Here is a 13,578-nt window from a genome sequence, read left to right on the forward strand (position 1 = left end):
CAGCTGAGGTCCGGCGGCGTGCACCGGCGTGTTTGGCCGGAACGCCGGAACGCAGGCGCGGCGACCCCTGCCGTGCGTCGGGGCACGGAACGCGAGGTGAATTGTAGATTTGGAGTTCCGCATTCTCGGACCGTTGGAGATCACGGCCGACTCCACTCGTGTCCCGCTCGGCGCGGCTCGTCAGCAGATTGTGCTCGGCAACCTGCTGCTGGAGGCGAATCGGGTGGTTCCGATTTCGCGGCTCATCGACGCCATCTACGGCGTCGACGTGCCGTCCACCGCGCGCGTCCAGACGCAGATCTGCATCTCCTCCCTGCGTCGGCTGTTCGCATCGCACGGGCGGCCGGACGCCATTCAGACCAGGTCCCAGGGCTACGTGCTCCAGATCGACCATCCCGACCTCGACATGCACCGGCACGACAGCCTGGTCGCGCGGGCCCGGGCCGAGGCCGATGCGGACCGCCCACGGGCAGCTGCCCGGGACTACCGGGCGGCGCTCGCGCTGTGGCGGGGCCCGGTGCTGCAGGGGCTGGACAGCGCGGCGTTGCGGGCGGCGGCGGGCGCCGTCAACGAGCGCCGGATCACCGTCACCGAGGACTGCATCGAGATCGAACTCGGCCTCGGACTGCAACGCGATCTGGTGGGCGAGCTCACCGAGCTGATCGCCGCGCATCCGCTGAGAGAGCGTTTGCGCGGCCAGTTGATGATCGCGCTGTACCGCTCCGGCCGGCGGGCCGAGGCGCTCGAGGCGTATCAGGCGGCCCGGCGCAGCCTGGTCGAGGACCTCGGCCTCGAGCCCAGCGAATGGCTGCGCCAGCTGCAGCATCTGATCCTGGTCGCGGACGCCGGCCTGCGCTCGCCCGCCCCGTCGGTGGCACCGGCGCACCGCCCCGTCGCGAGCGTCGCGCCGCTCGCCGCCGATCCGGGTAGGAGCGGGCCGCGACTGCTGCCCACCGACATCGGCGACTTCGTCGGCTTCGGTGACCAGCTGGACACGGTTCGCCAGGTCCTCACCGCCGGTGAGGGGGGCGCGAGCCGCCGGGCGGTGCCGATCGTCGTCCTGGTCGGTCGGGCCGGCGCCGGCAAGACCACGCTGGCCGTGCACGCCGCGCATCTGCTGGCCGAGACGTTTCCCGGCGGCCAGCTCTTCGCCGATCTGCACGGCAGGACCGCGGAGCCGGTTGATCCGGCCATGATCCTCGGCCGCTTCCTGCGTGCCCTGAGCGAGCCGGCCGAGGAGAAGTCGCTCGGACTCGACCATCGGGCCGAACGCTATCGCGCGCGGCTGGCCGACCGCCGGACGCTGATCGTGCTCGACGATGCCGCGGGTGAGGAGCAGGTGCGGCCGCTGCTGCCCGGGGCACGCTTCTCCGCAGTGCTGGTCACGAGCCGGCGGTGGCTGCCCGGGCTGCCCGGCGCCGTGCACATCGGAGTCGACGTGCTGGACCGGGCGCACTCGGTCGAGCTGCTCGCCCGGATGGTCGGATCCGGCCGGGTGGATGCCGAACCGACCGCCGCCGGGGAGTTGGCGGAGCTGTGCGGCGACCTGCCGCTGGCACTGCGGATCGCCGGGGCACGTCTCGCCGGCCGCCCGCACTGGCGTCTGCGCCGGCTCGCCGACCGGCTCGCCGACGACGACCGGCTGACGGACGAGCTGGTCCACGGCGGGATGAGCGTCCGGGACAGCCTCGCGATGGCGGTCAGCGCCATGCCCGTACCCGCCCAGCGGCTCTTCCGCCTGCTGGGTCTGCTGGACTTTCCCGCCGTCTCGGGGTGGGCCGGCGCCGCGCTGCTCGGCGTGCCGGTGCCGGAGGTGAACGACCTGCTCGACTCGCTGTCGGACGCCCACCTCCTCGACATCGTGGTGGCGCCGGCCGACCCGGAGCCCCGGTACCGGTTCCATCGCGTGTTCGGGTCGTACGCCCGGGCCGAGGGCCGCGTTCACGAGTCGCCCGAGTGTCGCCGGGACGCCGTGGGCCGTGCGTTGAGCGCCCTTGCGGCGCTGGCCCGGGAGGCGCACCGGCGGCTCGGCGGCCCGGCGCTGCCGGAGGATGCCCAGGACGACGGCGCCCTGCCCGGTGAGACGGTGCGCCGGTTGATCGACACGCCGCACGACTGGTTCGAGCGGGAACGGCTCACCCTGCTGGCCGGGATCCGCCAGGCGGTCCGTTCCGGGCATCTCGACGTGGGCCGGAGCCTGGCGATCAGCACCGCCGGCTTCGCCGCCCCCCGGACGCAGCAGGCTTCCTGGCGCGAGGCCCATGAATTCGCCCTCGACGTGATTCTCACCCTCGGGCACCAGCATGGGAATGCGCAGGACGGCGTAGCCATAACCCGGTATCCGATCCGGCCGGTATGGGCGCTGGAGGAAAAGCGTGGCCGGCATTAATTATCGGCAAATGATGACGCTGCGATAGCGGTCCGATAACGCTATTTAATAGTCTTAACCAACTAAGATCGTCGATCATTTTTGGAGTACGGCCATGATGTCGGACGACCGTGATCGCGCACCTTCCGTGCTGGCCGGGCTGCTTGCCGATGCTATGTCGGGACAGGGACGGACGACCACCCTCGCCGGAACCGTGGGTACCGGAAAGAGCCTGCTGCTCAATACGTTCGCCGGCCAGGCGGTGGCCACGGGCGCGCTGACGCTCGTGGGGTACGGCTCGCGCGCGGAACGCGACCTGCCGCTCGGCCTGATGAGCCAGCTCCTGCGCGACGCGCCGCTGTCGCTCCCGGTCCGGGAACGGCTCCGCGGGCTCTGCTCGCGAGCGGGCCGGCCCAGCCGTGCGGCGTCCGCCGGCGACGGGGCCGATGCCGAACTGTCCGCCTTCGACGTCACGGTGATGCACGAGATCGGTACCGTCCTGCTGAACCTCAGCGAGCGCTGCCCGCTGGCCATCGTGGTCGACGACGCCCACCAGGCCGACGAGGCGTCCCTGCGGTGCCTGGCTTATCTGTGCCGCCGTGCGCGCTACGCGAACATGCTGATCCTGATGAGCTACTCCGAGTTCGACCCCCTCCAGGACGACCTCGTCAACCTGCCGCAGCACACCCGTCTGCGGCTCACTCCGATGAGCCCGGAGGCGGTCGGCCGGCTGCTGGCCGAGCGGGCCGGCGCGGCGTTCGCCAAGCGGCACACCGCCGACTGGCATCAGCTCACCGGGGGAAGCCCGTTGCTGCTCACCGGTCTGTTCGAGGACCACGCGGCGGCCGGTGAGAATGCCGTCGCGGGCGACGTGGCCGGTCCCGGGTACGGCCGTGCCGTGCTGCGCGCGGTCCGGAGCGGTGGTCCGGAACTGCTCAAGGTGGTCCAGGCGCTGGCGCTGTCCGCGGATCCCCGCTACGCGACGGCCCTGTCCGAGGTCGAGAACAAGACCGCCGGACGGTTCCTCCATTCCCTGTGCACCGCCGGCATCCTGCATCAGGGAACGTTCCGGCACCAGGCCGCCCGGGACTCCGTACTGGCCGACATGGACGGTCGTCGGCGCGCCGAGTTGCACCGGCGGGCCGCCTTCCTCGCGCACGAACGCGGCGCCGGTTCCGCGGTGATAGCCGAGCACCTGCGCCAGGCCCCGACCGTCGACAAGTCCTGGGCCGCGGCGGCCCTGGCGGACGCGGCCCGGGTGGCACTGCGCGACGGTGCGGTGGACCGCGGTCTGGAGCTGCTCGAGTGCGTATCCCGGCTACGGGCCGACCCGGTCCGCCGCAACGAGGTCACAGCGTTGCAGCTCCGGGCGCGCTGGCGGGTCAACCCGGCGATGGCGAGTGACCTGATCGGCCGGCTGCTGGCCGGCCACGACCGGGGCGAGTTGCGCGGCGCCGACGCGGTGGTCCTCGTCCGGGCGCTGCTCTGGCACGGTCGCTTCGAGGAGGCCCGGGCGGTGCTGGGCACGTTGTCCACGGCTGCCGACGGCGACGCCGAGACGCTCGCCGAGTTGGCCGTGCTGCGGCCGTGGCTCCGGGCCACCTACCCGACGTTGCGCGACGCGGTCGCACAGCCCCCGACGGAGGCGACGCTCCCGGTGACCACCCTGGCGTCCAGCCGGCTCAACGCCGTCACGCTGCTCGGCCGGGTGCTCGATCAGGGGCCGGCGCGGGAGACCGCGGCGGCCGCCCTGCGCATCCTGCGCGGCGTCCACCTGGACGAGATGACGCTGGACACCGCCGAATCGGCGCTGCTCGCCCTGGTCTACGGCGGGCGGGCCGCCGACGCGCTGCCCGGGTGCGACAGGTTCGTCGAGGAGGCTCGCCTCGGCTCCGCTCCCGCCCGCCAGGCCCGGCTCCTGTCGGTCCGCGCCGAGATCGCCGTGCGGCTCGGAGACCTGCGGGGCGCACAGGACCACGCCCGGGCCGCGCTCGATCTGATGCCGTCGAGGAACTGGGGAACCGGCCTCGGCGCGCCGCTGTCCAGCCTGATCCTGGCCGGCACGGCGATGGGGGAGTACCGGACGGTCCAGGGGTATCTCGAGGAACCGGTGCCCGACGGCATGTTCCAGACCCGGAGCGGCCTGCTCTACCTGCATGCCAGGGCGAGGTACAGCCTGGCGACCGGCCATCGGAAGCTCGCGCTCCGCGACCTCACCCGGTGCGGGGAGCTGACCGCCGAATGGGGCATCGACACCTCCGGCCTCGTCGCCTGGCGGAACGACGTCGCCGAGACGTACCTGGCCATGGGCCGTGCCGAACCCGCCGCCAAGCTGGTGAAGGAGCAGATCGACCGCTCGACCCACCTGCCGCGGGTCGCCGGCGTAGCGATGCGGCTGCTGGCCGCGACGACCGCCGCGCGGAAGCGGCCGACGGTGCTCCGGCGGTCGATCGACCTGCTGCAGCTCAGCGGCGACCGGTACGAACTCGCCCGCACGCTGGTCGACCTCACCGACGCGCACGAGGCGCTCGGGGAGTCCCGCCGGGCCGCGATCGCCAACCGGCAGGCTCGGAGACTGGCCCAGGAGTGCCAGGTCACCCTCGGCGGCGCGGAGTGCGACGACACTCCGGCCGCCCCGAGCACACCCAGCCTCGCCGAACTGCTGAGCGAGGCCGAGCGGCGGGTGGCGGAGCTGGCCGCGATCGGCTACACCAATCGCGAGATCTCCGACAAGCTCTACGTCACCCCGAGCACGGTCGAGCAGCACCTGACCCGCGTCTACCGCAAGCTCGGGGTGTCCAGCCGGTCGGAACTCGCGTCGCTCCTGGACACCGACGAGACGGACCGGCTGGTCATCGCTTGACACCCGGACGCGGGCGTGCCGCCTCTGGACCGTTCACGGCCCGCTTTCCACACTTCCGGCGTGCGATCCGGGGTGGGGCCGCCCCCGGCTCTCGCCGTCAGGGCCGTGTCAGCCGGCTCAGCGCCGACGGTCCCCACCCGGTCGGGTCGTCGCCGGGCGGCACCATCACCAGACCCTGCCAGAGCAGGAGGATGTCCAGCCACTCCGCCTCGGCCGGCGTCAGCGGCCGCTCGGACTGGTAGCCGGTGCGGAATTCCGCGTGCACCTCGGCCGGCACCGGCCCCCAGTTGTGGTAGCGCGTGCCGAGCAGGACCGACGCGCGGGCCAGCTCGACGAGTCGGTGCTCCCGCCGAGCCTCCTCGAAGTCGATGACCGCGACGATCTCACCGCGATCACACAGGACGTTGGCGGCGCGGAAATCGAAGTGCACCAGCTGCGGGGGAAGCCGGTCCGGGGGCGCGCCCGCGACCAGCCGGCGGAGCGTGTCGCGCGCCGCCGCCGGCAGATGGCCGGCGTGGGAGTCGAGCCAGCCGCCGATCCGGTTCCGCAGCGGCTTGGACGGGCCGGCGGGCTCGGGTATCCGATCGGCGTCCGGGTAGGCCGCCAGCGCGTCCTGCAGCCGGGCCAGAACGGCGCCGGCCGCCCGGACCTGGGCTGCGTCGGCGGTCTCCAGGAGGTCGCCCGCGACTTCGCGTTGCACGCCGAGGGAGACGCGGTCGACCTCGACCTGAAGGCGGCCGTCCCGCGCCGGAACCGGCGCCGACACCGGTAGCCCCCGGTCGCGGAGCCAATCCGTGAGACGGGCCGTCGCCGCCAGGCGCGGAAAACGCTCGGGCACCACCGACCACTTCGCAAGCAGCCGCCCGGACGGCGTGCCGACCCACGCCAGCGCGTTGCCGCCGCTCATCACGATCCGCTCGCAGGAGTCGATGCCGACGCCCCAGTGCTTGTCCAGCGTGTCGGCGACCCAGCCGCCGGCCGCCGGCCCGTCCCGGAAACCGAACCGTTCGTCCAACATGCGGTGGGGATCCTGCGGCTCCCACAACATCTCCACCACCGGCGCCTGCGAGGTGACCATGCGGCGTATCCCATCACATGACCCGGAGACCGGTTCGGCCCGTCGGGACCGATGAGTTCGCCTCGCCGGGGTGGTCTACACCGTCATGAGTCGACGAGACGAAGGGGGACCTGTGATGCGCAGGCGATCATTGTTGGCCGGTGCCGGTGCGGCCGGGGTGGCGGGGCTGACGGCCGGCGTCGTGCCGGGTGGGCCGGCGGGAGCCTCGGCCGGTGGGTCGTGGCGGGCAGGGCTCGCCGAGCTGCGCGCGGCGATGGCGGCCCGGGTCGGACGCGGTGACCTGGTCGGCGTCGTGTACCTGGTCGCGCATCGTGGACGGGTGCACGTCGAGACGATCGGCACGACGTCGCTCGGCGGGGGCCGGGCGATCGATCGGGGTACGCCGTTCCGGCTGGCCTCGTTGACCAAGCCGGTGATCGCGGCGGCCACGATGATGCTGGTGGAGGATGGCCGGCTGGCACTGGACGAGCCGATCGACCGGCTCCTGCCGGAACTCGCCGGCCGGCGGGTACTCGCCCGCGTCGACGGTCCGCTCGAGCAGACCCTCCCGGCGGTACGGCCGATCACGGTGGAGGACCTGCTGACCTTCCGGATGGGTCACGGCCTGATCTTCGAGCCGAGTTTCCAGCCGCCGTACCCGGTCATCACCGCCGCCGATCGGCTGCAGCTCACCCTGGCGGAGCCGGACCCGCGTACGCCGCACACCCCGGACGAGTGGATCCGGCGGTTCGCCACCCTGCCGTTGATGTACCAGCCCGGGCAGCGCTGGCAGTACAACACCGGTTCGCTGGTGCTCGGTGTGCTGCTCGAGCGGGCCGCCGGCCGGCCGCTCGCGGAGTTCCTGCGCCGGCGGCTGTTCGGTCCGCTCGGCATGCGGCACACCGGTTTCTGGCTGCCCCGGGCCGAGGCGGCGCGCCTGCCCGGCCTGTACGCGGCCAACCCGCAGACCGGGCAGCTGGAGCTGCAACCCCGGTCCACCCCCGCCGAGTGGTCTCGGCCGCCGGCGTTCCCGTCCGGCGCCGCGGGCCTGGCCTCGACGGTCGACGACTACTTCGCGTTCGGCCGGTTCCTGCTGACCGGCGGCGTCCACGGTGGCCGGCGCCTGCTGTCGGCGGAGTCGGTCCGGCGGCTGACCACGAACCACCTCACCGCGCAGCAGATCGCCGATGCGGGCCCCTTCCCGCTCGCCGGGCACGGCTGGGGCTACGGCATGGCGGTCAGCGTCACCCCGGACGAGGTCTCCGGTCCGGGCCGCTACGGCTGGGACGGCGGGTACGGCACCACCTGGTTCAACGACCCGCACCGGGACCTGACCGCGATCGCGCTGACCCAGACCGTCGACTTCCTGTTCAACGGCGCCCGCGAGGAGTTCCAGCGCCTGGCGGCCGCCGCCGTCGAGAAATAGCGCGATTCGAGAGCCGATGGCCTGCCGAATATTGATCGTCTTCTCACGCTGTAGGGTTTCCGACATATTCGGGTGGCGACGGTCTTCGCAGACTCCACCATGATGTCAGCTATGCCGTTGGAGCTTCGGTGACTCTCGCATTTCAGGCGGGGAAGGCCCTGCACAAGGGCAACCCGGCGGGTGTCATGGCGATAGAACACGCCGAACTCTTGGAGCGGATCTATATGCTCACGGACCGGTTGGAGATCCACGAACTGGAGCTGCAGAACATTCGAAGCACTCTGGAGGCGGCGTTCGGGCCGGCGCCGCCGTACAGCGACGACGTGAAAATCATCTTTGATATCGGCGACCGATCGGTCGACGATCAGGTCGCGGAGGAGCACGTCACCGCCGCGCATCACGGCAATGTCGTGCACTGGTACGCATTCGAGGGATTCAGCCGGGGACGGGACCAGGCGTTCCAGTTCCGCGAAGTCCTCGTACATCTCACCCGCGCACGCGAGGTCGGCCACGAGCGGGTGACGGCCGTCGAACTGACGACCGCGGCGGCGCCACGCGCCCTCATCACGTTCACTCCACCCCACGAGCGCGTGCTCTGGGAGGTGCGGTACCGCTGCCCCGGCTATTGGGACAAGCTCCGTCAAGCGGGCGGTCAGCGGTTCGAATGGGTACCGCCACCGGTCGGGCCCGGGGAGACCAAGGGACGGCGCAGCGTGGTGCGGGCCGTCACGTTCGTCTTCCGCGTCCCCGCGACCCTCGGCACACTCGAGGCATTCGATCTGCCCAGGGGTGCCAGCTTCCGCCGGGCCGCAACCGACGCGCACGGCAGTACGTACCGGATCGACATCAGAGACATCTCCGCGCTTCTCGGTCCGCCGGCCACGGCCATCGATCCCATCCGGTGGTATCTGGAACTGAAGTCGGCGGACGCGCCATGAGCGGGCGCGCCGGCCCGGCACATCACCTGCTCGACATCCTGGCCGCGGTCGCGCCGCTCAGGACGTGGGGTTCGGCGGCCGTCATCGCGATCCTCAGCAGCGCCATCGCCTACAACGCGGGTGCCGGCTGGGCGTCGAGTGCGCTGATCTTCGCCCTGCTCCTCCTGGCCATCCCGCTGCTGCTTCGCAGAGGTGGCCGCGACGCCCCGGTCGACCGGGACCCCGCATGGGCCCGGCATCGCCGTGCCGTGTCCCCGGTGATGCCGGCCGACCTGTCGCCGGTCGACCGTGCCGCAGCGGATCGGGCGGCCCATGACGAAGAGTTCGACGAAGACCTGGAGCTGACCGTATGGGTCGGCGAGAACGCGGCCGGTGATCGCGTCGAAGAGACCCGCCTGACCAGACCGCACCATGCGATCAACGGGCGCGCGCTCACTCTGGTCTCGCCCTATGTGGAGCCGGACGCCCGCCCCGCGCCGGTCGTCCCCGAGCTGTCGTTCGATACCGAGGCGGTTCGCGCGCACTGGCAACACACCACGGTCCCCGGTCGGGGAGTGGTGCTGTTCGACGCGCCGGTATCGGCGCGTCCGCTGCGGTGGATCGTGTCCTACGGCGTGCCGGGAGGGCTCTGGAACCCGCTGCGCTGCATCGGGCTCGACGTATTCCGATACGACGTCCGGCAGTTCCAGATCGGAAACTTTGCCGTACGATTCATCGTCCACGGCAGCGCACACAAGGTCTTCATCCAGGAACGCAACGGGCGCGGCAGGGTCACCGGTTATGACCGAGATCCCGATGGGAGCACGGTCGTGACGTGGACGAGCGACTACCCCGCGGCAGCCGTCCTCTACGAGTGGGACCTGCGCGTCGTCTGGCGCGATTAGCCGGCCGCCGGCCGGATACTGTGGCCCGACCGGCGACGCGCCCGCTTTCGTGCGTTCGGTCACCTCGAAGGTGATTCTCCCTGGATCGGGCCGGCTCAGCCCGTGAACGCTTCTCGCCTGCACTCCTGGAACGCCGGTGAGCCGGCGTCACCGTTGGGTCCGACCTCGGTGAGGCCGAACTGGCCGGTTTCCGGGTCGGCCGGGGTCAGCTGGTAGCCCGCCGCCTTGGCGCACTGGTACCACTGGCGCTGGTTGTCCCGGTACTCCGCCAGGTTGGTGCGTCGCTGGTGCTCGTCGAACGCCTCGGGCTGCTTGGGCAGGCACACCTTCAGGGCGGCCCTGCCCTTCGGATCTTCGGCCGCGATCCCGCCCTTCTCGATCAGGTGCTGCCCGCTGTTCCGGTAGGCCGGGCCGGCGTTCTGGACCATGCAGTCCTCCCAGGGCTTGGTCATGGCCTTCTTGTCGTCCGGGGTGGCATCGAAGGCGAACACCGGCCGCTGGCCGGCGCTCTGCGGCGACGCGGTCACCGGCGGCGGCTGCGACTGCAGCGTGGCCACCGGAGGCGTTTCGGAGTTTCCGCCGGAGCAGCCGGCGAGAAGGACGGCGAGTCCGGTGATCACGATCGCGAAGCGGCTCAGCCGCGCTCTGCTAGACATGGCGGGCACTGAAACATACGGATGTTAGGAGCCTGCTAGGTGTTCCTGCCGCTCGGCGTATTCGTCGACCGGGCGGTGGGGGAGGACCACGGTGAAGGTCGTTCCCGTGTCGGGTGTGCTGCCGACGGTGATCGTGCCGCCGTGCGCCTCGGCGATCTGCCGGGCGATCGGCAGGCCCAGCCCGCTTCCGCCGGTGCTCCGGCTGCGCGAACCGTCGGCCCGCCAGAACCGGTCGAAGACCTTCGGCAGATCGCCGGGTGCGATGCCGACGCCGGTGTCGGCGACCGCGATCGTGAGCGATCCGGCCGCCATCGCGGTCCGGACCGTCACGGTGCCGCCGGGCGGCGTGTGCCGGATCGCGTTGGCCAGCAGGTTGCCGATCAGCTGGCGCAGGCGAACCGGGTCGGCGATCACCTCGGGGTCGCCCGCGTGCTCGGTGATCAGCCGTACCCGGGCCGCCGCGGCGTTCGGCCGGTGAGCGTCGACGACCTGGCCGACGGCGTCGCCGAGGAAGAGCGCTTCGGGATGCATGCGCAGCGTGCCCGCGTCGGCGGCGGCGAGGTCACGCAGGTCGTCGACGATGTGTTGCAGTTGTGCGGTCTCGTTCTGCAACAGGGTGAGTAGCGGTTCGTCGACGGTGGCCAGACCGTCGCGGACCGCGGACAGCCAGGTGCGGATGTTGGTCAGCGGATTGCGCAGCTCGTGCGCCACGTCGTTGACCATGGCCTGGCGCAGGTGCTCGGACCGTTCGCGGCGCTCGGCCAGGTCGTTCAGTGCAGTCGCGAGGTAGCCGATCTCGTCGCGCCCGCCGACCGGTACCCGGAGGCGGTCGTCCGGACGCCGGGCGGCCTCGGTGAGCGCACTTAGCGGGCGGGTCAGGCGGCGGCCCACGGTGATGGTGAGCAGGCCGACGAGCAGCAGCACCCCGGCGGTGGCGGCCCCGGTGCGCAGCACTCCGTCGCGGGACAGCGGGAGGACCCGCCGGGCGGTGGGACCGGCCGGGTCGGTGACGAACAGCAGGGCGGGTGGGGCGGCGTACGGCTCGAGCTGGGTACGCCGCGCCTGATCGAGGCAGCCGGCGGCGCGCGCCGTGCGGTCCATGATGGACAGACCGGTGACCGGGTCGGGGACCGTGACGGTGAGGTCGGGCGCGAGCCGCACCCGGTCCGGATTCCGTTCGCCGGCGCAGGCGGCGACGAGCTTTCGCAGCGCCGCCAGCAGACGCTTCTCGGTCCGGGTCGGGTCGGGGATGAGCAGACACGAGTACGGCTCCTTGCCCAGCATGGTGATGGCCAGCCGGGGGCGGCCGTGTGGCCCGACGACGACCTGTCCCTCGGTGCCGTAGCTGCGCAGGCACGCCAGCGACTGGGTCACCTGGTCGCGGATCCGTCGCTGCTCGGCCGGTGGCAGCTCGAACGGGCCCAGGAGCCGGGTGTCGATGCGATCGGTACGCCCGGTGAGCCCGAGATCCACCCAGAGCGGGTCGACGGTGGCCGACGGACGGGCGGTCGCCAGCGACGGGCCGGTCATCGAGTCCGCGATCACCTGCCGGTCCGCGGTCATCAGGGTGATCCGGCGGTTCAGCTGTGACGCGCGAGCGATGACCAGCGGCCGCACGCCGGACCAGTCGCGGTGGGTCGCGGCGTACCCCAGCATGTCGTCGTAGACGCGCTTGTCGTCGCTCAGCGACCGGCCGATCTGCTGTTCGATGGTCCGCGACGTGAACTGCGCAGCGATCCACGAGGTGGCCAGGACGGCGGCGACGGCGATGGTCAGGGACGCGACCAGCAGCCGGAAGGTCAGGCTCCGGTGCACCGGCACGCGCGGTGCGTCCATCAGGCGGTCCCGGCAGTGAGTTTGTATCCGACGCCGTAGACGGTGACCAGCCGGGACGGCCGGCGAGGGTCGGGTTCGATCTTGCGGCGCAGGTTGAGTACGTGGACGTCGATGCTGCGCTCCACCGAGTCGCGTTCCACGCCGTTGGTGTGCTTGAGGAGTTGGGCGCGGGTGAAGACCCGTTCGGGCTCCTCGGCCATCGCGGCGAGAAGGGCGAACTCTCCGCGCGTGCATTCCACCTGACGCCCGTCGACCCGCACCTCATGGCGGGACACGTCGACGCTGAGCCCGCCGAGCTGCAGCAGACCGGCTTCGGTGCTGTCCCGGCCGGCGCCGCGGCGCAGCAGTGCCCGGGTCCGCGCCAGCAGTTCCCGCGGACTGTACGGCTTCGTCAGATAGTCGTCGGCCCCTCCGGCGAATCCGGCCAGCATGTCGTCCTCGCCGGAGCGGGCCGTCAACATCAGGATGGGGACGTCGGATTTCTCCCGCAGAATCCGGGTCAGGCTCAGCCCGTCCAGGCCCGGCATCATCACGTCGAGAACGAGCAGGTCCGGTGGACGGCGCCGGACCTCGTCGAGCGCGGCCCTGCCGTCGTGCACCACGACCGTGTGGTGTCCCTCGGCGGCGAGGTATCTCCGCAGCCCCTCGGCCTGGCCCGGGTCATCCTCGGCGACCAGCAGATACGCGCACACGCGACGACTATAGGTGCCGACGATCATGGCGGCGGCAAAGCTAACAGGTTCCTAAAGGCGGGTACCCCGCTATCGTGGGGCGATGAACCGACCCCGGACGGTCGTCCTCAACGGTGATCTCGGCAGCGGGAAGACGACCGTGTCGGTGCTGCTCGCGGAGCGCCTCGGGGTACGCCGGGTCAGCATCGGTGATCTCTACCGCCGGATGGCGGCGGAGCACGGCATGACCGCACTTCAGTTCAACCTGCACTCGGAGCTGGACGACAAGGTCGACCACTACATCGATCAGCTTCAGCACGACATCGCGGCCTCGGCCGAACGCCTGGTGGTGGACAGCAGACTCGCCTGGCACTTCTTCACCGACGCGGTCAAGGTGCACCTCGTCGTCGATCCGGTCGTGGCGGCGCGACGGGTGCTCGCCCGGCCGGGTGACGCGGTGGAGAACTATCGCAGCGTCGAGGAGGCCGGCGGCGACCTCGCCAGGCGCAGCGACAGCGAACGGCAGCGGTTCCTGGCGCGGTACGGCGTCGACAAGGCCGATCTGCGCAACTACGACCTGGTCTGCGACACCACCAGGGCGAGCCCGGCGGAGGTCGTCGCGCGGATCGTCGACACGCTCGAGACGCCCGCCGCCCGTCCGGCGCCGGTGTGCCACCTCGATCCGGACCGCGTGCGCCCGGGCGCGGAGGCCGGTGACGACGGCGAGATCGTGGTGCGCCACCAGGCGCCGCACTTCGTCGCCGTACGCGGACACCGGCGGTTGGACGCCGCGGTGCGGGCCGGCGAGACCTTGACCCCGATGGTGCTGGCCGGCGACCGCTGACCCCACCGCCGCAGCCGCCCCGGGCCAGCTGGACC

The 13,578-nt window shown here is 71.6% G+C and carries 9 protein-coding genes and 1 pseudogene; 6 read left to right on the plus strand and 4 right to left on the minus strand.

Annotated features, from left to right (window positions below; genetic code table 11):
- The first annotated feature begins 133 nt into the window (after positions 1-133).
- Both LDL48_RS40450 and LDL48_RS40455 read left to right on the plus strand, forming a co-directional pair.
- Positions 134-2,389, plus strand: coding sequence for an AfsR/SARP family transcriptional regulator (locus tag LDL48_RS40450; protein WP_225260490.1), 2,256 nt, complete (start codon positions 134-136; stop codon positions 2,387-2,389).
- Between the two features lie 97 nt (positions 2,390-2,486).
- Positions 2,487-5,231, plus strand: coding sequence for a helix-turn-helix transcriptional regulator (locus tag LDL48_RS40455; RefSeq protein WP_225260526.1), 2,745 nt, complete (start codon positions 2,487-2,489; stop codon positions 5,229-5,231).
- 97 nt (positions 5,232-5,328) lie between these two features.
- On the opposite strand, the gene LDL48_RS40460 is transcribed toward LDL48_RS40455, so the two are convergent.
- Positions 5,329-6,309, minus strand: coding sequence for a phosphotransferase (locus tag LDL48_RS40460; RefSeq protein ID WP_225260491.1), 981 nt, complete (start codon positions 6,307-6,309; stop codon positions 5,329-5,331).
- A 115-nt stretch (positions 6,310-6,424) separates the two neighbouring features.
- On the opposite strand from LDL48_RS40460, the gene LDL48_RS40465 reads away from it, so the two are divergent.
- The 3 genes from LDL48_RS40465 (at position 6,425) to LDL48_RS40475 (ending at position 9,536) form a co-directional block, all read left to right on the plus strand.
- Entirely contained in the window at positions 6,425-7,714 is a 1,290-nt protein-coding gene (locus tag LDL48_RS40465) for a serine hydrolase domain-containing protein (RefSeq protein ID WP_225260492.1), read from the plus strand.
- A gap of 128 nt (positions 7,715-7,842) precedes the next feature.
- Entirely contained in the window at positions 7,843-8,652 is an 810-nt protein-coding gene (locus LDL48_RS40470) for a hypothetical protein (protein WP_225260493.1), read from the plus strand.
- Positions 8,649-9,536: a hypothetical protein gene (locus LDL48_RS40475; protein ID WP_225260494.1), complete on the plus strand. Its 888-nt coding sequence runs from the start codon at positions 8,649-8,651 to the stop codon at positions 9,534-9,536. Before LDL48_RS40470 ends, LDL48_RS40475 begins: the two co-directional genes overlap by 4 nt.
- 95 nt (positions 9,537-9,631) lie before the next feature.
- Here LDL48_RS40475 and LDL48_RS40480 read toward each other — a convergent pair whose 3' ends face one another.
- Genes LDL48_RS40480 through LDL48_RS40490 form a run of 3 tightly spaced genes read right to left on the minus strand, consistent with a single transcriptional unit; the run spans position 9,632 to position 12,720 of the window.
- Positions 9,632-10,192 (minus strand): hypothetical protein, encoded by a 561-nt coding sequence (locus tag LDL48_RS40480; RefSeq protein ID WP_225260495.1) that lies wholly within the window; start codon positions 10,190-10,192, stop codon positions 9,632-9,634.
- 24 nt (positions 10,193-10,216) lie between these two features.
- A complete protein-coding gene (locus tag LDL48_RS40485; RefSeq protein ID WP_225260496.1) occupies positions 10,217-12,028 on the minus strand; it encodes a sensor histidine kinase in 1,812 nt (603 codons plus the stop codon).
- Complete coding sequence (locus LDL48_RS40490; RefSeq protein ID WP_225260497.1) at positions 12,028-12,720, minus strand: response regulator transcription factor; 693 nt, start codon at positions 12,718-12,720, stop codon at positions 12,028-12,030. The genes LDL48_RS40485 and LDL48_RS40490 overlap by 1 nt, the downstream gene beginning before the upstream one ends.
- Positions 12,721-12,802: 82 nt before the next feature.
- Between LDL48_RS40490 and LDL48_RS40495 the strand changes: the two are divergent.
- Positions 12,803-13,537, plus strand: a pseudogene (locus tag LDL48_RS40495) (AAA family ATPase); the annotation flags it as partial.
- Positions 13,538-13,578: the final 41 nt, after the last annotated feature.

The organism is Jidongwangia harbinensis (genome assembly GCF_020216025.1).
GTDB classification, from domain to species: Bacteria; Actinomycetota; Actinomycetes; order Mycobacteriales; family Micromonosporaceae; genus Actinoplanes; species Actinoplanes harbinensis.